At 61.8% G+C, this 19,226-nt stretch carries 15 protein-coding genes; 1 reads left to right on the forward strand and 14 read right to left on the reverse strand.

Features of this window, described 5'->3' with window-relative positions:
* Window positions 1-28 precede the first annotated feature (28 nt).
* From ACYU7Q_RS09565 to ACYU7Q_RS09630, 14 genes are all read right to left on the reverse strand, one after another.
* Window positions 29-1,120, reverse strand: coding sequence for a phosphoribosylformylglycinamidine cyclo-ligase (locus ACYU7Q_RS09565; protein ID WP_460609227.1), 1,092 nt, complete (start codon window positions 1,118-1,120; stop codon window positions 29-31).
* A 102-nt stretch (window positions 1,121-1,222) separates the two neighbouring features.
* The gene (gene purF, locus ACYU7Q_RS09570; RefSeq protein WP_460609228.1) at window positions 1,223-2,719 is read right to left on the reverse strand and encodes an amidophosphoribosyltransferase; all 1,497 of its coding nucleotides are present in this window, start codon (window positions 2,717-2,719) and stop codon (window positions 1,223-1,225) included.
* A 38-nt stretch (window positions 2,720-2,757) separates the two neighbouring features.
* Window positions 2,758-3,426 carry a phosphoribosylglycinamide formyltransferase gene (gene purN / locus ACYU7Q_RS09575; RefSeq protein ID WP_460609229.1) on the reverse strand — a complete coding sequence of 223 codons (669 nt, stop codon included), beginning with the start codon at window positions 3,424-3,426 and terminating at the stop codon, window positions 2,758-2,760.
* A gap of 23 nt (window positions 3,427-3,449) precedes the next feature.
* Window positions 3,450-4,739, reverse strand: coding sequence for a phosphoribosylamine--glycine ligase (gene purD / locus ACYU7Q_RS09580; RefSeq protein ID WP_460609230.1), 1,290 nt, complete (start codon window positions 4,737-4,739; stop codon window positions 3,450-3,452).
* Between the two features lie 29 nt (window positions 4,740-4,768).
* Window positions 4,769-5,152 (reverse strand): nuclear transport factor 2 family protein, encoded by a 384-nt coding sequence (locus ACYU7Q_RS09585; RefSeq protein ID WP_460609231.1) that lies wholly within the window; start codon window positions 5,150-5,152, stop codon window positions 4,769-4,771.
* 10 nt (window positions 5,153-5,162) lie between these two features.
* A complete protein-coding gene (locus tag ACYU7Q_RS09590) occupies window positions 5,163-6,581 on the reverse strand; it encodes a phosphoribosylaminoimidazolesuccinocarboxamide synthase (RefSeq protein WP_460609232.1) in 1,419 nt (472 codons plus the stop codon).
* Between the two features lie 19 nt (window positions 6,582-6,600).
* Window positions 6,601-7,458: a phosphoribosylformylglycinamidine synthase subunit PurQ gene (locus ACYU7Q_RS09595; RefSeq protein WP_460609233.1), complete on the reverse strand. Its 858-nt coding sequence runs from the start codon at window positions 7,456-7,458 to the stop codon at window positions 6,601-6,603.
* Window positions 7,459-7,577: 119 nt separating this feature from the next.
* Window positions 7,578-10,631: a phosphoribosylformylglycinamidine synthase subunit PurL gene (locus tag ACYU7Q_RS09600; protein ID WP_460609234.1), complete on the reverse strand. Its 3,054-nt coding sequence runs from the start codon at window positions 10,629-10,631 to the stop codon at window positions 7,578-7,580.
* A gap of 54 nt (window positions 10,632-10,685) precedes the next feature.
* Window positions 10,686-11,312 (reverse strand): type I phosphoribosyltransferase, encoded by a 627-nt coding sequence (gene pyrE / locus ACYU7Q_RS09605; RefSeq protein ID WP_460609235.1) that lies wholly within the window; start codon window positions 11,310-11,312, stop codon window positions 10,686-10,688.
* A gap of 52 nt (window positions 11,313-11,364) precedes the next feature.
* Window positions 11,365-12,144 carry a beta/alpha barrel domain-containing protein gene (gene pyrF / locus ACYU7Q_RS09610; protein WP_460609236.1) on the reverse strand — a complete coding sequence of 260 codons (780 nt, stop codon included), beginning with the start codon at window positions 12,142-12,144 and terminating at the stop codon, window positions 11,365-11,367.
* A gap of 114 nt (window positions 12,145-12,258) precedes the next feature.
* Window positions 12,259-13,110 carry a dihydroorotate dehydrogenase gene (locus tag ACYU7Q_RS09615; protein ID WP_460609237.1) on the reverse strand — a complete coding sequence of 284 codons (852 nt, stop codon included), beginning with the start codon at window positions 13,108-13,110 and terminating at the stop codon, window positions 12,259-12,261.
* Between the two features lie 233 nt (window positions 13,111-13,343).
* Entirely contained in the window at window positions 13,344-13,553 is a 210-nt protein-coding gene (locus ACYU7Q_RS09620; RefSeq protein WP_460609238.1) for a hypothetical protein, read from the reverse strand.
* A gap of 344 nt (window positions 13,554-13,897) precedes the next feature.
* Window positions 13,898-14,785 carry a DNA/RNA non-specific endonuclease gene (locus ACYU7Q_RS09625; RefSeq protein ID WP_460609239.1) on the reverse strand — a complete coding sequence of 296 codons (888 nt, stop codon included), beginning with the start codon at window positions 14,783-14,785 and terminating at the stop codon, window positions 13,898-13,900.
* 342 nt (window positions 14,786-15,127) lie between these two features.
* Window positions 15,128-17,371 (reverse strand): T9SS type A sorting domain-containing protein, encoded by a 2,244-nt coding sequence (locus ACYU7Q_RS09630; protein WP_460609240.1) that lies wholly within the window; start codon window positions 17,369-17,371, stop codon window positions 15,128-15,130.
* A 376-nt stretch (window positions 17,372-17,747) separates the two neighbouring features.
* Here ACYU7Q_RS09630 and ACYU7Q_RS09635 point away from each other — a divergent pair, with 376 nt between their 5' ends.
* Window positions 17,748-19,106, forward strand: a complete 1,359-nt coding sequence (locus ACYU7Q_RS09635) for a sigma-54-dependent transcriptional regulator (RefSeq protein WP_460609241.1) — start codon at window positions 17,748-17,750, stop codon at window positions 19,104-19,106.
* Window positions 19,107-19,226: the final 120 nt, after the last annotated feature.

Consider the following 19,226-nt stretch of genomic DNA (forward strand, 5'->3'; position numbering starts at 1 on the left):
GCCAGACTATTGGCTGAACTATTAAAATTTACTCGTACCGCAGCTCGCCCGCGCCCACGCGCAATGTCACACCAGGCTCGGCGGTGAGGTGGCCCGCCACTTGCGCCAAGTAGCCGCTGGCGCGCAGCGAGGCCACTACGGCTTCGGCCGAGGCATCTTCGGTGATGAGCAGCATACCGGTGCCCATGTTCCAGTAGAGGTAGGCGGTTTCGGCATCAATGCCGCCGATTTCGCAGAGGCGCTGCATGGCGGGGAAGGGCTCGAATATATTGTCCAGCACCGCGCCGAGGCCATTTTTGAGCACCCGCTTGAAATTATCGGCCACGCCGCCGCCTGTTATGTGGGCCACGCCGTGCAGCGGCAGGCCGGCATCGAGCAGGGCCGCCACGCCGGGCGAGTAGATGAGCGAGGGCTCCAGCATGGCTTCGCCCCAGTTGGCGAACTGGTCGGGGCCGTCGTAAGGCGCCTCGTGCCAGTTCTCGCCGAAGAGGCGGGTGAGGGTTTTGCGGGCCAGCGAGTAGCCGTTGGAGCGGAACGAGGGCGAGCGCAGCGCCACCACGGCGTGGCCGGCCTGGGCGGTTTTGCCGCTCAGGGGCTGGGCCAGGCTGGGGTGCAGCACCCCGATGGCGGTGGAGCACCAGTTGAAGTTCATCTTGGCCCCCGGCCAGCCGCCGATGCGGTTGCCGAGCTCCGCAATTTCGCCGCCCGTGATGGCGATTTTAGCGAAGTTGGCAGCGTCGTGCAGGCCGTGCATCAGCTGGTCCACCACGTCGTAGTCGAGGTGGTTCACGTCGATGATGTTGGAGAGGTTGGTGGGCACAAAGCCGGCGGCGATGAGGTCGTCGGCCGTCATGGCAATGAGGTCGTAGCCGAGGGTATCGTAGCGGTTCAGACGCTCGGCCACCTCAATCTTGGTCCCGATGCCGTCGGAGCTGATGCCGAGACGCTCGGCCCCGAAACGGATTTCGTTGGAGAAGCCGCCGTCGAGGTCCTGGGCGGGCTCGCCGGGCTTGCCCGCGCGGTTGGCGAAGGTCTTTTTCGACCAGTTGTAGGCATTGCGCGAGGCAGCGTTGCCTTCTTCGATGGAGTAGCCGGCGGGGTTTTCGGTGGAAGTGGACATGAGGGACGTTGAACGGGAAACGGGTATGCTAATGGAGTAAAAAACGTCATGCTTCGGCTTCGCTCAGCATGACGTTCTTCATTTGTTGTTTTTGGCAAAGGCTTAGTGCTCCGTCGGTGCGGGCGCTTTCGCACTCACCGATTTCTTCTCCTTTTTATCGCCGCGGTGGCTGGCGCGCTCCTCCTGAATGTGGCGCAGGTAGTGCGTCACGTCGCCCGTCGGGTACTTGCCCGAGAAGCAGGCGAAGCAGCTGCCCCCGTGGCCTTTCTCCTCGGCAAACAGCTCCTGCAAATCGGCCAAATCCTGGTAAATCACCTTGTCGGCCTCGATGTAGCGGCAGATTTCGTCCTCCGTGTAGTTGGCCGCAATCAGCTCAGTGCTCATGGCCATATCGATGCCGTAGATGCAGGGCGACACGATGGGCGGCGCGCTGGAAATAAAGTATACCTCGGCTGCGCCCGCCTCGCGCAGCAGCCGCACGATGCGGCGCGACGTGGTGCCGCGCACAATGCTGTCGTCGACGACGGCCACCTTTTTGCCCGCCACAAACTCGCGGATGGGGTTCAGTTTTTTCTTCACCACGTCCTCGCGCCCGGCCTGGGTAGGCACGATGAACGAGCGGCCCATGTGGTTGTTTTTTACCAGCGCCCGGCGGTAGGGCACCCCAATGGCCTCGGCCAAACCGGAGGCCGCGAAGTAGCCGGAGCTGGGCACGTCAATCACCATATCCGGCTTCAGGCCGGCGTCAACCACCTTACGGGCCAGGATTTTGCCCAGCCGCACCCGCTCCCGCGCCACCAGCCGCCCGTGAATCACGGAGTCTTCGCGGGCGAAGTAAATCTGCTCGAACGCGCAGAAGTTCTTCGGCAGCGCGTATTTGTTTTTGTAGTGGACCTGGTAGTTGTTATCGATGAAAATGGCCTGGCCGGGGCCCACATTTTCCACGAACTCAAAATCCAGGTAATCAAAACAGGTGCTTTCCGACACGAAGGCGTAGACCGGGCCATTGGGCGTTTCGCGGCGCCCCAGCGCCAGCGGCCGGATGCCCAGCGGGTCCGTGAAAGCCAGCAGGCCGTGCCCGGCTATCATGGTGATGGTGGCGTAGGCGCCCTTCACCAGCTCCTGGGTGGTTTCCACCGCATCGAAAATGTCTACCACTGAGATGCGGTCCAGGTCTTTCACGCGCAGCTCCGAGGCGAAGGTGTACATGATGAGCTCCAGGTCATTGGTGGTTTTGGGCAGCACGTGATATTTGTCGTGCAGGCGCTTGGCCACGTCGCGGAAGTTGATGACGTTGCCGTTGTGCACCATGGCCAGCCCGAACGGGTAGCTGGTGGTGAAAGGCTGCGCGAGGTCCGAATCATTGGCGCCCTGCGTGGTGTAGCGCACGTGTCCGATGCCGAGGTTGCCCTTCAGCTTCTTCACGTGCTTGGGCTTGAACACGTCGTTGACGAGGCCCTGGCCCTTGCACAGGTGAAACGAGTCGTCGAACGTGGCGATGCCGGCCGCGTCCTGCCCCCGGTGCTGGAGGGCGGTGAGACCGATAATCATATCGCCTACGACGTTATCGGGACCGTGAAAACCTACTATTCCGCACATGGGATGGGGTGGTTAATTTGTAACTAAAGGGGTATCTATCATGCTTCGCTGCGCTCTGCATGACGTGCTTGTTGAATCAATTCGGCCAGCGAGCGGGCATACAATTCATGCTCCACGGCCAGCCCGCGCCGCTCTACTTCCGCCAGCGAATCGGCCCCGCGCAAATCCACAGTCTGCTGGGCGAGAATGGGGCCGGTGTCAAGCCCCTCGTCAACCAAATGCACAGTGATTTTGGTTTCGGCCAGCTTGTTCTCGAAAGCCCACTCGTAAGCATGTAAGCCTTGGTGCTGATGGGTATCAGCAGGGTGAATATTGATGATGCGGCCCGCAAAGGGCTGAATGAAGGCGGGCGAAAGAATGCGCATGTAGCCCGCCAGCACCACCAAATCGGGCTGGTACTGCTGAAGCAGCGCCGCCGCGTCGGCATCGTAGGCTTCGCGCTTGCGCCCCTGGCTGGGCAGCGAGGCGATGGGGCAGCCAAGGGCAGCGGCCGCTTCGAGGCCGAAGGCATCGGGCTTGTTGCTGAACACGACCACAACTTCGGCCAGGCCGTGTAGCACGCCGGTTTTGGTGGCTTCCAGCAGCGCCAGCATATTCGAGCCCCGCCCGGAGAGCAGAATGGCCAAACGTGCCAAACGCCCCTCCTTTCCCTCGCCAAAAGAGAGGGAATCCTGCTGGAATTGCTCGAAGGAGGCGAGGAGCTTCATCAGTTTTAATTGGGCTTCTGGTCTCAATTTACAACGGTGGCGGTGAGGACCGGCGCGGGGCGCTGGGCGATATCAGTGCGGAAATACACATCCTGGAACGTGACGCGGGCGCAAGCTTCGTAGGCCCGGGCAGTAGCTTCTTCCAGGTCCTGGCCGTGGGCAGTGAGAACGAGGACACGGCCGCCGTTGGTCACGATTTGGCCGGTTTCATTGCGCTTCGTGGCCCCGTGGTAGGCGTACACGCCGCTGGGCAGATTATCGAGGCCGGTGATGGGGAAGCCGGTGGGGAATTTCGGGGCCGGGTAGCCGCCCGAGGCCAGCACCACGCCCACAAACGCACCGGGCCGCTGCCGCACGCCCTGCTGGGCGAGGGTGCCATCGAGCGTAGCTTCAATTAGTTTTAGCAGGCTGCTGTCGAGCGCGGGCAGCAGCACTTCGGCTTCGGGGTCGCCGAGGCGCACGTTGTATTCCAGCAGCTTGGGGCCGGTGGGCGTGAGCATGACGCCGAAATAGAGAAAGCCCCGGAACCCGAACTGCTCGGTTTGCAGCCCCCGCAGGGTGGGGTCCACAATGTCGCGGCGGATGGCGGCCAGCACGTTGGCATCGGCGAAGGGCACGGGGCAGTAGGCGCCCATGCCGCCGGTGTTGGGGCCAAGGTCGCCGGCCAGCAACTGCTTGTGGTCCTGCGAGGTGGCCAGCAGGCGGATGGTGCGGCCATCGGTAAGGCCGATGATGCTGATTTCGGGACCGGTCAGCTTTTCTTCCAGCAGGAAGGAGAACCAGCCCGAATAGCTCGTTTGCAAATCATCAAAAGCCGCTTCCGCTTCTTCCGGCGACGAGCACACGTACACGCCCTTGCCGGCGGCCAAGCCGTCGTATTTCACCACTATGTGCCCGCCCAGCTCGGCCGCTTTGGCGCGGGCCGCGGCAATGTTGTCGCTCCGGAACGGCCACGCTTTCGCCGTGGCCACGCCGTGGCGGCGCATGAATTCCTTGCTCCACACCTTCGAGCTTTCCAGCCGCGCCGCCGAGCGGGTTGGGCCGAATACTTTGATGTCTGACCCTGCAAAAAAATCGGTGATACCGGCCGCCAGCGGAGCTTCCGGCCCCACCACAATCAGTTCGGCATCGTGGGCTTGCGCGAAGTTTTTCACCGCCTCAAAATCCAGCGGATTTACCTCGGGGTGGCTGTTGGGGATGCCGGCATTACCGGGAAGCACGTGCACCGTGGCCCCGTCGCGGGTCAGCTTTTCGGCCAGGGCGTGCTCGCGCGCACCGGAACCGAGGAGGAGAAGGGTTTTGGAGTCAGTCAAGGGGATACAGAATTAGGCCGGCGCCGGGGCTAGCTAATGTCTTCGATGGAAATAATCTGGCCGTTTTCAATCTCAAAAACGGACTTGCCCTGCAGGTGCAAAGCGTCGCCGGGTTTCAGGCCATTAGGAAATTCAATGGCAGCAACCGCCAGGTAATCAATAGCCACTTCAACCCGTTGGGCATTCACCTGCCAATCGGTGACGCGTTGCTCCCGCTCGGAGAAATACTGCGTGGCCTGCTCGGCCTGCTGCCGAAATGCCGCTTTGCCGGTTGTGGTCAGATTCACCTCGCCGTTGGAAACGTTGCGGAACACTACCTCCTCGTGCAAGGGTGCTAGCATGCCGGCTACATCGAAGCGGTTGTACGCTTCGATGTAGGTTTCAACAAGTTGCTTCGGTGCGGTGGCTTCCATCAGATTTCAACTACAGCGTTTTAAATTCCTCGTCGGCAGCGCGCAGCTCGGCTTTGGTGGCGAGGATGTCTTTGCTCAAACGCTCACGCAGACGGGGCAGGTTCAGGGCGCGGAGGGCGGCCTGCGCGGCGTTGTCGGGGCGCACCACGGTGAGGCTGGGCGTGCCGCTGGGCATGATGGCCGACGAGTTCAGGTTCATGGCCAGCTCGGCGTAGTCCTTGTAGAGCGGGCACGAAATCACGGGCACGTTCACGTTGGCCGCCAGCGCGCCGCCGAGGCCGTTGCCCAGGCCAGCCACGGCGATGAGGACGCCGGGCTCGATGCTGTTGTTCCAGATTTTGGCCATGCCGGCAATGGCTTCGCCGTTTTTGTGGGCCGAGGTCACGCGCAGTTGGGTGAAGACGTCGTAGCCCTCGAATTGCTGACGGATTTTCTCGCAGTGCTCCTTGTCGGCGGGCGAGTCCATCACGATGTTCACCCAGGCATCCTTAACCAAGCCAGCGGCCACGAGATTGGCCAGCATACGGGCTCGGGCATCCTGGCGGCCGGTGTGGGGCGCGTCGGCGACACCCGTTTCGGCCGTGGGCAGGGGCTCGCCCACGATGCGTTCGTAGATGTCGAGGTAGCGGCGGCTGGCTTCCTGGGCCACTTCCGGGGTGAGGGCGCGGGGGTACTGGCCGTCCTTCTTGTTGGCAATGAGCCACTGCCGGACGTACTCTTTGTCCATCTGCTCGGCCGTTTCGGGGTTCCTGGCGTAGTCTTCGGCGCTCCAGAAACGCGACGAATCGGGCGTGTGCATCTCGTCGATGAGAATCAGCTTGCCATTCAGCAGCCCAAACTCATACTTGGTGTCCACCAGGATAATGCCTTTTTCGGCCAGCAGCTGCGAACCCACGGCAAACAGCATCAGCGATTTTACGGCCATCTGGTCGTATAGCTCCTTGGTCACCCAGCCTTCGCTCTCAAGGTTTTCGGGGGTGATTTCGCGGTCCGATTCCTCCTTGGTCGTAGGCGTCACAATGGCCTGCGGGAAGGGCTGGTTTTTGGTCAGTCCATCGGGCACGGTCACGCCCGAGAACGTGCGCTGGCCGGCTTGGTAGCCGCGCCACATCGAGCCCGTCAGGTACTGTCGCACCACCATTTCTACCTTGATGGGCTCAGCCTCCTTCACCAGCATGGCGTTGGCATCGATGAGCTTGATGACGTGGTTGGGGATGATGTGGCCCGTCTTTTCAAACCAGAAGTTCGCCAAGCCGTTCAGCACCGCGCCTTTGTGCGGGATAGCCGTTTCGAGCACCGAATCGAAAGCCGAGAGGCGGTCAGTTACGATAATGAGGCGGTCGCCGGAGGGCGCACGCAGGCTGTCGCGCACTTTGCCGCGGTGCAGCAATGGAAGTTGGGGAGAAGCGAAGTGGGTGAGGGTGTTCATTAACTACGTTTCTGGGAGGCTAGTTTTGGTTGGCGAGTTGCACAGCCGGGGCCGGGGCGGTATTCTTTTGGGCGATGTGCGCCACGATATTCTTGAAAATCTGCAGCCCCTCCCCTTCCTCCGAAGCAGTGGGATTCTGCCGGCGGCGGCGGGCCCAGTCGGGGTGGTTGTAGGCGGCCAAAAATGCCTCGGGGTGCGGCATGAGGCCGAACACCTGCCCGGTGGGGTCGGTGAGGCCGGCGCAATTCAGGTCGGCACCGTTGGGGTTGAGGGGGTATTCGCTGGTACCGTCGCCGTTGGCGTCTATGTAGCTCAGGCAGTTGAGGCCGGCGGCCTCGATGGCGGCGCGGGTAGCGTCGTCGGGCACCACGAGGCGGCCTTCGCCGTGGCGCACGGGCACCTCCAGTTTATCGATGCCTTTGAGGAAGGGCGTACGCGAGGCGGGGTTCACGCGGAGCGTCACCCACCGGTCTTCGTAGCGGCCGCTGGCGTTGTGCGTCAGGGTCACTTCGGGGGTTACGTCGCCGCCCATATTGGGCAGCAGGCCCAGCTTCACCAGCACCTGGAAGCCGTTGCAGATGCCCAGCACGAACTTGCCATCGGCGATGAATTGCTTGATGTCGACGAGCAGCGTGCGGCCGTCGGCGCTGGTTTGGCGGTAGCGCAGCTTGTTGGCCAGCACCACGCCCGAGCCCAAATCATCGCCGAAGGAGAAGCCGCCGGGGAAGTTCAGGATATCAAAATCGTGGATGCTCACCTGCCCGTGCAGCACCTGGTTGAGGTGCACGATGGTGGCTTCCGCGCCTGCCAAGCAGTAGGCGGCGGCGAATTCTTCTTCGCAGTTGATGCCGAATCCAGTCAGAATTAGTGCGCGCACCGTGCCAGCCGCATTCGAAGCGGCGGTTTGTGCCTCCGATTGAACTTTATGTGCTCCTTGAGCCGAGTCTTGTACCATTTCAAAAGTCTTTTGGGCCAATGGAAAAGGGTCTTGTGCTTTTAGAGCGAGTTGGAATGGCTGAGGTTGTCGTTAGACACGACGCCAAGTAGATGGTTAACAGGTCCGTTGGTCCAGACGGCGCGCAGGGCGGCGGTATTGGCCGAGATAACCGTTTTGCCCGCGTGGCGCACGGTTAGCTCGCCATCTGCCGTCACAATGCCGAGGCGCGTGGCGCGGTCGCCGAGCAGCTGCTCGAACGCCACCACGTCTTCCGGCGCTACCGTGGCCAGGAAGCGGGAATGCGACTCAGAGAACAGCTGCGTGGCCAGCGGCAAGCCCGTTTCGGGCAGTTCCACTACTGCGCCGTAGCCGTAGCCAAACGTGGTTTCGGCCAGCGCTACGGCGAGGCCGCCGTCGCTCAGGTCGTGGCAGGATTGGATGAGGCTTTGGTCGTTGGCCTGGCCGATGAGGGTATAGAGGGCCTTGGCCCGGGCGAAGTCCACCTTCGGCACATTGGCGCCCAGCTGCCCGTGCAGGGCGTAGAATTCGGAGCCGCCCAGCTCGTCGTAAGTCTCGCCAAGGAGGTACACCACGTCGTCGGCCTGCTTGAAATCGGAGGTGATGGCGCGGCGCACGTCTTCCATCTTGGCCGTCATCGAGTAGAGCACGGTGGGGGGCACCGAAATCTTCACGCCGTCGGCCTTGAAGTCGTTTTTCATCGAGTCCTTGCCGCTGGTGAGCGGGATGCAGTAGGCCGCCGTAGCGTCGCGCAGGGCCTCGCACATGCGCACCAGCTTGGCCAGCTTTTGTTTGCCATCGGGGTTTGTGGCGGGGTCGTACACCGAATCGGGCACGCAGAAGTTGTCGTTCACCGACCAGAAAATTCCGTCGCCGGGCGTCAGGTTGGGCAGCTTCCCTCCTACCGCAATAATCTGGCGCACGCCCTCGTCAAACGAGCCGGCCGACATGTCATACGCATCTAAATCGCCGAAGCGGGGCAGGATGCCGTTACTCACGGCCACGCCCTCCCAGCTCTCAAAATTGAACCGCACCACGGCCGCGTCCTGCGGCGCCTGGCCGGTGGCGCCCATCAGCGGCTTCACAATCGTGCGGCCCTTCACTTCGTGGTCGTACTGGCGAATGACCGACTCGCGCGAGCAGATATTGAGCGAGCCCAGCAGCTGCGTCAGCGTTTCGGTGTAGTTGGTTTGGGCCGGAATTTCCGGCTCGGCGGCGGCTGGTTTGGTCCACTCCGCTTCCAGGGTTTTGCGCGGCACACCGTCGTGCAGGAAGTGCATATCCAGGTGGGCCACCGGCGCGCCGTCGAAGCGCACGTCCAGGAAACCATCCGAAGTAAAGAAGCCAATATCGGTCAGTTCCACTTCCATTTCCTGGCCCAGCGCCAGCAGCTCGGCCATTTTGCCCGGCTCTACCACCAGCGTAAACCGCTCCTGCGACTCGCTCACGAAAATTTCCCAGGGACGCAGGCCGGGGTACTTCAGCGGCACGCGCTCCAGCTCCACCACTGCGCCGCCCGATATGCCGGCCAGCTCGCCCACCGACGACGACAGACCGCCTGCGCCGTTGTCGGTGCTGCATTTTAGCAGGCCGCGGCGGGCCGCCAGCAGCAGGAAATCCATCGCCAGCTTTTGGGTGATAGGCGAACCGATTTGCACGGCCGTAGCGGGCGCGGTTTCGTCCAGCTCGATGCTGGAGAACGTGGCGCCGTGGATGCCGTCCTTGCCCACCCGGCCGCCGGCCATGATGATGCGGTCGCCGGCATCAATCTTCTTTTCCCACGAGTCCAGCCCCGCGAATTGCATGGGCATCACTGCGCCGGTGCCGCAGTACACCAGCGGCTTGCCGGCGTACCGGTCGTCGAACACAATGGCGCCGTTCACCGTGGGCACGCCCGACTTATTGCCGCCGTCCTCGATGCCCTTGCGCACGCCCTCCAGAATGCGGCGCGGGTGCAGCTGCCCGGTCAGCAGTTGCCCGTCAAATTCGGGGTTGCCGAAGCACAGCACGTTGGTATTGAACAGCAGCCGCGCGCCGCCGATGCCGGTGGCCAGCGGGTCGCGGTTGTTGCCCAGAATGCCCGTGATGGCCCCGCCGTAGGGGTCGATGGCCGAGGGCGAGTTGTGCGTTTCCACCTTCCACACGAACAGCGACTCGGGGTTGATGCGCACCGCGCCGGCGTTGTCCGAAAACACCTTAATCAGCCAGTCGTTGCCGTTGGCGCGCAGCTGCCGGTCCACCTCCGAGGTGGCGTTTTTGATGTAAGTTTTGAAGAGTGAGTCAATCTGCTTTTCCTCGCCCGTTTCGGTGTCCTTGTAGTTGATGAGGGCCGCAAACTCCTTGTGCTTGCAGTGCTCCGACCAGGTCTGGGCAATGATTTCCAGCTCGCAATCAGTCGGGTCGGCGGGCAGGCCGGCGGCTTTCCGCTCCTGTTGCGTCTCAGCGGCGGCGAAATAGTCGCGCACAGCGCGCATTTCTTCCAGGTTCAGCGCATAGATATTCTCCTTCGAGAGCTGCAGCAGCTCGGCATCGCTACGGCCGTTCAGCGCCACCACCTCGGTAATGGCTTCGGCGCCGCCGCCGGGGCGCGGCGTGTAGTCGCGGATGCCGTCAGCCACGCGGCCAACCTCCAGCCAGTTGATGAGCTTGTTGCCCAATAGCTCTTCCGCGATGCGGCGCAGGTCGTCGGCGGGCAGGTCGTTTTCGAGCAGGTAGAGCTTCTTGCTGAAAATGTGCTGGGTGTGCACATCCAGCGGCTCGTTTAGGATGTCGGCGAGGGCATTTTGGGCCGAGGTACCTTCGTCGTCGGTCACGCCGGGGCGGCGGGCTACCAGAATGTAAGTGGCGTAGCCGTCGGCGCCGCTCAGCTCGTTCAGGCGCACGTCGTGCAGCGCCGGGTCGGCGAGGCAACGGGTGGCGAAGTCGCGCAGCTGGGTTTCGCTCAGCGGGTAGCGCACCGTGTAGAGGGCGGCGCTGCGCACGCGGCCGGTGGCCAGGCCCAGGTGACGGGCGGCGGCTTCGGCCACGCGCTGGCCGTCGCCGTCGTGCTGGCCGGGTTTCAGCGTGAGCTGGATGGTGTGGGTGGTGTTTTCCAATTCTGCCAAAATCTAGGTTCCTCCTTTATCCTCCGTAAATCTCTCCTCGTGGTCCTAAAACGCTTTTTCAGGCCGGCTGCCGGGCTTCACCACCGGCACGCCGGCGGCGCACAATGGGCAACTCTCGGGCGCAAAGGTCGCGGCCTGCACCGAAAGCAGCGCAAAATGCGGGAAATCCAGCCCACCTTTTCCGCCCGTGCGGTCAATCAGCGAGGCCACGGCCAGCACCTCCGCGCCCATAGCGCGCAGCACTTTAGCCACTTCCAGGGTGCTTTTGCCGGTCGTTACCACGTCTTCGGCAATAACAACTCTTTCGCCGGGTTCGATGGTGAAACCGCGCCGCAGAGTCATTTGTCCGTCCGCGTCGCGCTCAGTGAAGATGCCGGGCACGCCCAGCTGGCGCGCCAGCTCGTAGCCTATCACCACGCCGCCCATGGCGGGGCCCACTACCACGTCGGGTTGCAAGCTAGCGGCCTGAATCTGGCCCGCCAGCGCGGCAGCGGCCGGCGCGGCCAGTTCCGGGCGGCGCAGAAAGCGGGCGCACTGCACGTAAGTATCTGAATGCAGGCCCGACGACAGCCGGAAGTGTCCGCGCAGCAGGGCATCTTCCTGCCGCAGCTGCTGCTCCAGCAGCTCGGCATCGAGGGCAATGGACGAATGGGTTTCGGGGTTTTCAGTCATCTGATTCAAAAAGGCTACTATGCAAAAAGCCGCGGTGAAGCGGCTTTTTGGTTCAGGCGTGGGTCGGGCTCGTCACGGCCCGGAATTCGTTGATTTGGTCTTTCAGCTCGCGGGCAGCGGCTCCGGCATCCTTGGCCTGCCAGATTCCCCGCGAGGAATTAATGAGCAGGCCGCTGCCGTCGGCCCGCAGCCCGGCGCGCAGCGTGGCGGCCAGGTCGCCGCCCTGCGCGCCGATGCCCGGCACCAGAAACCACTGGTCCGGGCAGGCGGCGCGGACTTTGGCCACGGCGGCCGGCTCCGTAGCGCCTACCACCAGCCCGATAGTCGACTCGGTCAGCTCCTCGTCCATGAGCCGGGCCAGGCGGGCGGCCCAGTCGCTGATGGAGCCGCCGCGTGTCATGGCCGCGTCCTGCAGGCCGTGAATGGGTTTGTTGGAAGTTTTGGCGAGCGAAAAAACCATTTTGCCGGGCCGGGCAAACGGCCGGATGGTATCGTCGCCCATGTAGGGGTTCACCGTCACGGCATCGGCCCCAATAATGTCATAAGCGAAGCGGGCGTACTGCTCGGCCGTGTTGGCAATGTCGCCGAATTTGCCGTCCAGAATCACCGGAATGTCCTTCGGGATGCTGCGCACGGTTTCCTTGAGCAGGGCCACGCCATTTTCACGGCTCAGAAAGAAAGCAAGGTTGGGTTTGAAAGCGGCCGCGTAGGGCGCGGTTTCGGTGATGACTTCGCGCAGCCGCTGGGCCACCTGGGCGTCATCGCCCGTAGGGTCCAGCCCCACGCAAAGCAGGGAATTGATGGTTTCGACGCGGGTGAGGAGCTTTTGCATGGCGATACGCGAAGAGGTGTGGGTGGGATTTTGGGGAGGGGGAAGAGTCAGGAGAGAATCAATAATTAGTTGAAGCACGCGAGATGCTTCGCTGCGCTCGGCGCGACGTTCGAGCTATCCATTCTTAACATCAGCATTGTGCATCACTTCCGATGCCAAGCGGGCCGTGAGGCCCGGCGCCAGCCATTCGCCGCTGGCCACCTGCACGGCCTGGGCGCCCACGCGCAGGTAGTCCTGCACGTCGCGCAGCGTAAAAATGCCGCCCGTACCAAAGATGGGCAGCGTCAGCTTTTCGTCATTCGCCAGCTCCCACACGCAACGCAGGGCCAAGGGCCGGAGCGCTTCGCCCGAAAGCCCGCCTACTAGCGGCGCGGCAGCAAGGTCGGTGGGCAGGTGGAGCACCTTGAGCGTGTTGGTAGCGGCCACGGCAGTGGCTCCGCCCTCCTGCACGCCCAGGGCCAGGCCCCGGATGTGGTCGGGCCACGGCGGCAACTTCACAATCACGGCCGCGTCGTCGCGCAGTTCGTTGCGCACGGCCTCGGTGGCTTCGCGCACGTAGCGCGCCGTCACATCGGCCCCGGAGCCGCCGGGCGGCACCGTGATGTACACTTCCAGCCCGGCCAATTGCTCACCGGCCTCGCGCTGCAGGTAGCGCGCAATCTTGCGGAAGCCCGGCACACCCGGCGCCATCACGCTCACAAATACCGGCACGCCGAAGCGGCGCAGGCGCGGCAGGTGCTCCTGCACCAGCAACTCGGCGCCTTCGGTGCGGAGGTCGGTGCGGTTGAGCAGGGTTTGGTCGGCCACTTGCAGGATGCCTTCGTCGCCGGGCAGGCCGGCGCGGGGCTCCATGGTCACGGTTTTGGTGAAAATCGCGCCCAAGTGCTCGTAGCCCTCGCCGGCGAGGTCCCAAGGTGCCGCCGCCAGGCACACTGCATTTTGTAACGTAATGGCCCCGAGTTTCATAGGTATCGTATAAATAATAAAAACGAACTTTCACCCGCACTTAGGCTGGACCAAGTACGGGTGACGCTCGGCCGGCGAACCGGCAAAAGGATTCCTTAAATTACGTTATCGCGGTTAATCAGGAACGGAACGCATTCGCGGTTGCTGGCATGGGCCGAGGCGAAGGTCGCCGCAGCTACTCTGGGGGCGAGGGTGTTGGTGTCCATGACGTATTGGTTAAAAAAGGGCTTGGGCTAAAAGGCTGGGAAGCAAACCGAACCGACCGCGCATAAAAAAACCGTCTCGGAATCCGAAACGGTGGCGGGGCAACAACCAAAAAAAACAGCGGAAATACCGGAGGCAAAATCGAAAAGACCCACAGCGGCGAAGGCCTTCTGGTCCTCTCGCGGGTCGCTGCTGAGCAGAGTCCCGCGCTTCATCAACGGGTGTTTGGGTTGAAGCACGAGGCAAAATTACGGAATCATTTCGTCAGGCAAACTTTGGTAATGTTACGTTTTTATTGCGCCGTTTATTTTCATTTTTTGTTTCCGCCGTAACTGGCTAATCAGCGTACATTTCACTGTCTTTTTTCGCCCCGAAGAAAATTAGGCCTTCGTAACCAATTGCTTTGCAAGCACAACCCGCCGTAACTTTGGCTGTTTATTCCGTAAGTGTAGCACCCAGCCGCATTTAGCAGGCAGCAAAAAGCCCATGAAATACCGTGTATTTCATGGGCTTTTCAATTTCCGATTCACTTACTTATTACCAGCGTAATAAATCAGCCGAAAACTGGGCTGCAAGCGCAATATCAGCTGGTGGGGCCGGTGTCTACTTTCGACTCAATGGTGGCCTGCACCGTGCTGCTCACGGCCGAGAGGATGTTGTAGCCCGTGGCCGATTCGATGGCATCCACGGTGGTGCGGTAAGCGCCCCAGGCCGTGCCGATGGTATTGGTGTTGGGCATGTTCACGGCGATAACGCGGGTGCTGGCGGTTACGCGGCTGGCGTCGGAGCTACCTTCGGGCAGCACCACCATCACCTTCCAGCAATTGCTGGGCACGCTGATGCGGCCGGCATCGATGGTGGTGGCGTAGCCGTTCGAGCCGGTGCCGCCGCTGCCGTAGCTACCGGCAATGATGTAGATTTCATAGCCCTGGCCCACCAGCGTGCGGGCATAGTTTTCGAGGCCAGCCCAGGTTTGCTGGTTGTTGGTGGGGGCCTGGGGCATCATGTTGCTCATCAGGAACGTGGCCGTGTTATCGGCCACCGAGCCGGTGCGGTCGGCGCTGGGGCAGTTGTGGCCCCGGTCGAAGCCCGAACCCGAGTAGCTGGTGCTGCCCACGTGGTACCACGAAGAAGGCAGGGAAGCATCAGCGGCGAAATTGTCCTGGCGGGCGGTGCTGCCCAGCCAGGCGCTGCTCAGGTGCCAGCTCACCCAGTTCGGCTTGCCCTTGTCGCGGCTATACGACATGGTGTACTGGGTTTTGGTCATCAGGTAGTTGTTGGGCGAGTTCGTGGCGTCGGTCACGGCGCCGCTGGGGTTGCCCATGGCCAGGTTGTTGTCGCGGGTGGCGTCCTGGTTGGCGGTGGCGGCGGTGGGCTGCTGGCTCGGGGCCACTTGCTCGGTGCGCGAACACGACGCGGCCAAGGCCAGAAGCAGCGCGGCGCTGCTGATGCGGGTAATCGTTTGCTTCATAAAAAAGGATGGGGAATGGGAGATGATGAATGGTGACCGCAAAATTCCTTCGTTGGAATTGCCTCACCAGCACCGTAATGTTACCGATACATTACCAATCGCCTAAATCTTAGACCATCAACATTTTGGCATTTGAGCTTCGTCTTCGCAGAGTCATATTCTAACAAAACATTATTCTGCAAAACCCTTCGCACCGGCCTTTTCCGGATTACCATCATTTTAGGAAGCGCATGTTAATTGCGGAGCGCTGCTGGTCAAACCCGCTGCCAGTCAGGGTGCTTGGGCACAAAAAATCCCGCTGACTTACCAGCGGGACTTCCTGCTTACGGCCGCAGCTTTTGGCTAGCGGCCACTTACCACCAGCCGTTGCGTAGCCAGCCGCTGCCCGGCGGCATCACGCAGCACTACATGGTAAAGACCGGGAGCCAGCTTGGGCAACACCAAGGTGGTGGTCGCTTCGCCTACAGGCTGCTGGCTCACCAGCTGGCCCATTTCCGAGTAAGTCTGCACCACGCTGCCTACGGGCAGGTTATGGCCCTGCACGCGCACGGTCTGGGCATCGGGAGCGGGGTTGGGATAGGCTTCGAACTGCGGCACGGCTATGGCTTTGCCCACCGTCACCACTACCACCGGCGAGAAGGTCTGGGTGCCGTCGTTATCCACTTGCCGCAGACGATAGTAGAGCGTGGCAACGCCCATCTTGCCAGCTTGGGCATCGCGGAGCTTGTAGGCCAGGGGGCTAGTGCTGTTACCGGCCGCTGCTACCTGACCCACGGCTTCGAAAGCGGACTCGCCGCCGGTGGAGCGTTCCACGGCAAAGTAGCGGCTGTCCTTTTCGGTGGCGGTGGTCCAGCTCAGCTCGGCCGCGCCGTTGGTCCACTTGCCCACAAAGGCCGTGAGCTCCACGGGCAGCGGTATAATGGTGGTGATGATGCCCCCGGCCAGGTTATCGGCGAAGGCCTGATACACGTTGATGTTCACTCCAAGGGCCGCCGTTGAGGACGCGCTGATTTGAATGGAAGCGAAGTTCTTCGTGGTGAGAAACGAGACTTCCTGCCGGCCATCGGGCAACAGGTTCAGCGAGAGGAGCGACGAGCCCGCGGCGCTTTCCAGCAGGTTGCCGGCCGCATCATAGGTGCTCAGGGTGAGGCGGTCGAGTACGCTGGCATCGAGCAGGCCGCTGTTGTTGCTGATAATCATGCCGGCGCGGTAGCCCGCTTGTCCAACATCGGTTTTCACGGTGCTGCCCGGGGCGCGCAGGTCCAGCTTCAGCTCGGCGGTGGATACAAGACCGCCGCCGATGTTGATAACGGCTTTGGTGGCGGGGTCGTTATCGGCCGCGCCGGCGGGGTTGCTCACGCCACAGCCCACGCAGAGCACGCCCGTGGTATTGGTGGTGTAGTTGGTGTTCGATACCGGCTGCCCAAAGTCCGACAGGTAGCGCGTGGTGCCCTTAAACGCCGCGGGCTCTACGCCGAAGCCATAATAGATATCCAGGTTATCCAGGGCCGCCAGGGCGCTAATCTGCTCAATCTTCACCTCATCGAACGCATAGTTGGTGGGGAAGCTCACTTGATATTTGCCGTCGGGCAGCAGCTTCACATCCAGCAGGTTGGCCCCGGTGGCCGATTCCTGCTTCACCGATACGCCGTTGATGGTCTTATAAGTAGTGATGCGCAGGGCCGACAGCGCCGCCAAATCAATCGCCCCGGAACTGCCCAGCACGAAGCCCGCGTAGTAACCGGCCGGGGCCGTTTTCGAGCTTTCGAGTTTGACGCTGAGCGACGAGGGGCAATTGGCCGAAATGAACGTGCCAAAAGTGGCATGGTTGGTCAGGCTGTTATCAACCGCGTACTCCGGATTGTAGATGTTGGTGTTGCCGCACACGCTCACCACATCGCCGGGCGTGATGGCCGTGTTGTAGTAGGGCGAAAGGTTGCCGGCCGGGAAGTGCGAGGTGAGCCCGCGCACCGGCTGCTGCACCAGCGACTGTACGGCGTAGCCATAGTATACATTCAGGCGGTACAGCGCATCCACCGTACCGCCAATCTCCAGCTCAATGTCATCGAACGCCTGCTGGGCCACAAACTCCATTTGGACCGGCCGGTCGGTGCCCGCCGCTACCCGCAGGCTTTGCACCACGGCCAGCGATACTAGCTGGGTTTCCAGGGCGGTGCTGCTGCCGCGCAGGTACGTACGCAGTGTATAGGTGCCCAGCGCGCTCACGCCGGCTAAGCTGGCCGGCGGCGCTACCAGCATCCCGGCGCGGTCGCCGGCACCGGCCCGGCGATCGAGCCCCAGGCGCAGGCTTACGCTTTTGCCAACCGTGGCAAACTTCGTGATGGTGGCATAGTCGGTGGTAGAAGTGCCGTTGGCAGCTTGGTCCGGGTTGCTGACCCCACCGCCCAGCAGGGCGCACAGCGCGGGCACCGAACAGCTGCTGCTGGCCGAGGCCACCCCGGTGGTGGAATAAATGGGAGCACCGGCCGCGCCGGCGGTAGTCAGGGCCAATGCCACAAGCAGAGCGGCAATCAGCCAGGCCCGTAACCGGGCCAGTGGGACGGAAGTTGGAGTAAGGGATTCCATAACGGTTTGCAAAAAATATTTAACTCTTTGGCCCTGTGCCTTCTCCAGTCCTGCAATTCCGTGGCCATGTCCGCCCAACCCCCTTCCCGGCCTATTACCCGATTACATATAATTCATATAATATTTAATTTATCTCCCATTATTGGAATATTGTCCTTAATTGGGAATTTATCAATAATCCCACCGCAATCCGATTCCGTTTTGAGTTCGTATATGCCTTATTAAGGGCTTTTTCTGCCATATGTGTTATTTTTTACGTATTTTTGCAATATAATTTTTCCAATGAAACCTTTTATCTATCTGCCGTAAATCAGCTAGTCAACTAGTGTTTTTCGGTTGACGCGATGTTATTTCAGGCACCTATACCACCTTCTGCATGAACCCGGCTCTACCTTTCAAGATTTTTGTCGTCGAGGACAATGAGTGGTATGGCGAACTGCTCCTGCACCGCCTGAGCCAGAACCCGAACCATAGCGTTTCGCGCTTCACCACGGCGCGGGCATGCCTCGAGCAACTGGGCGAGCGGCCGGATTTCATCACGCTCGACTATTCGCTGCCCGATGCGAAGGGCGAGCAGCTGCTGCGCCAGATTCGGGAGCGGCTACCGGGCACCGAGGTGGTGGTGATTTCGGGCCAGGAGGACGTGAGCACGGCCGTCAATATGCTGCAGCAGGGAGCTTACGACTACCTAGTGAAGGACGAGAACACCCTTGACCGCCTCTGGAACCTGGTGGGCAAGGTGGAGCAGCAGGTGAGCCTGCGCCGCGAAAACACCCAGCTCCGCCAGCAAATTGGCGCGCGCCACGGGGCCGGCCAGGCCATTCTCGGCGAGCACGCGTCGATGCAGGCGGTGCAGACACTTATTACCAAGGCGGCCCGCACCACCATCACGGTGAGCGTGAGCGGCGAAACCGGCACGGGCAAGGAATTAGTAGCTAAGGCCATTCACTTTCAATCGAGCCGGGCCAGCCAGCCCTTCGTGGCGGTGAACATGGCCGCCATTCCGCGCGAGCTGGTGGAAAGCGAGCTGTTTGGGCACGAGAAAGGCGCGTTTACCGGCGCGGCGGCGCGGCGGGTGGGCCGGCTGGAAGAAGCCAACGGCGGCACCCTGTTTCTGGACGAAATCGCCGACCTCGACCTGAGCCTGCAAGCCAAGCTGCTGCGCGTGCTGCAGGAGCGGGAAGTGACCCGCGTGGGCGGCAACCAGGCCATTCCGTTCGATGTGCGCCTGATTGTGGCCACGCACCGCGACTTGCTGACCGAAGTGCAGGCCGGCCGCTTCCGCGAAGACCTGTACTACCGCCTGCTGGGCCTGCCGATTGCCCTGCCCCCGCTGCGCCAGCGCGGAAGCGATGTGCTGCTGCTGGCCGAGGTGTTCGTGCGCGATTTCTGCCAGCTCAACAACCTGCCGCCGCGCCAACTCACCGACTCGGCGCGCGAGCAGCTGAAGGCGCACCCCTTCCCGGGCAACGTGCGCGAACTAAAGGCCGTGGTGGAACTGGCCACCGTGCTGGCCGACGGCGAGTTCATTCATGGCGCAGACCTGCCCCTGCGCCCCGGCAAAGCCACTATTGGGCCCGGCAGTCCGCTTTCGTTGCGCGAGCAAAACCGGGCCATCATCCAGAGCTGCCTCGATGAGCTAAACGGCGACGTATTGGCCGTGGCGGCCCGCCTGAATATCGGCAAGTCCACTATTTATCGTATGTTACAGCAACGGGAGCTGCACCTCGGCTAAGCACCGCCTGACGGGCTAGCGGGGCTGCTCCGAATTTATTGGTTCGCATTCTATTTGCTTGCGGCATTATGTTACGTTACGCTTAGCTTTGTTTTGATGCGTCGCTTCCGTTATCCTCGT

The sequence above is a fragment of the Hymenobacter terrigena genome (genome assembly GCF_054776515.1).

Coding starts and splice junctions, on each gene's coding strand:
- ACYU7Q_RS09635 (WP_460609241.1), top strand. CDS start 17,748: ATGAACCCGGCTCTACCTTTCAAGATTTTTGTCGTCGAGGACAATGAG.
- ACYU7Q_RS09615 (WP_460609237.1), bottom strand. CDS start 13,110: ATGAAACTCGGGGCCATTACGTTACAAAATGCAGTGTGCCTGGCGGCG.
- purN (WP_460609229.1), bottom strand. CDS start 3,426: ATGAAGCTCCTCGCCTCCTTCGAGCAATTCCAGCAGGATTCCCTCTCT.
- purF (WP_460609228.1), bottom strand. CDS start 2,719: ATGTGCGGAATAGTAGGTTTTCACGGTCCCGATAACGTCGTAGGCGAT.
- ACYU7Q_RS09565 (WP_460609227.1), bottom strand. CDS start 1,120: ATGTCCACTTCCACCGAAAACCCCGCCGGCTACTCCATCGAAGAAGGC.
- pyrE (WP_460609235.1), bottom strand. CDS start 11,312: ATGACTGAAAACCCCGAAACCCATTCGTCCATTGCCCTCGATGCCGAG.
- ACYU7Q_RS09590 (WP_460609232.1), bottom strand. CDS start 6,581: ATGAACACCCTCACCCACTTCGCTTCTCCCCAACTTCCATTGCTGCAC.
- pyrF (WP_460609236.1), bottom strand. CDS start 12,144: ATGCAAAAGCTCCTCACCCGCGTCGAAACCATCAATTCCCTGCTTTGC.
- ACYU7Q_RS09630 (WP_460609240.1), bottom strand. CDS start 17,371: ATGGAATCCCTTACTCCAACTTCCGTCCCACTGGCCCGGTTACGGGCC.
- ACYU7Q_RS09625 (WP_460609239.1), bottom strand. CDS start 14,785: ATGAAGCAAACGATTACCCGCATCAGCAGCGCCGCGCTGCTTCTGGCC.
- ACYU7Q_RS09585 (WP_460609231.1), bottom strand. CDS start 5,152: ATGGAAGCCACCGCACCGAAGCAACTTGTTGAAACCTACATCGAAGCG.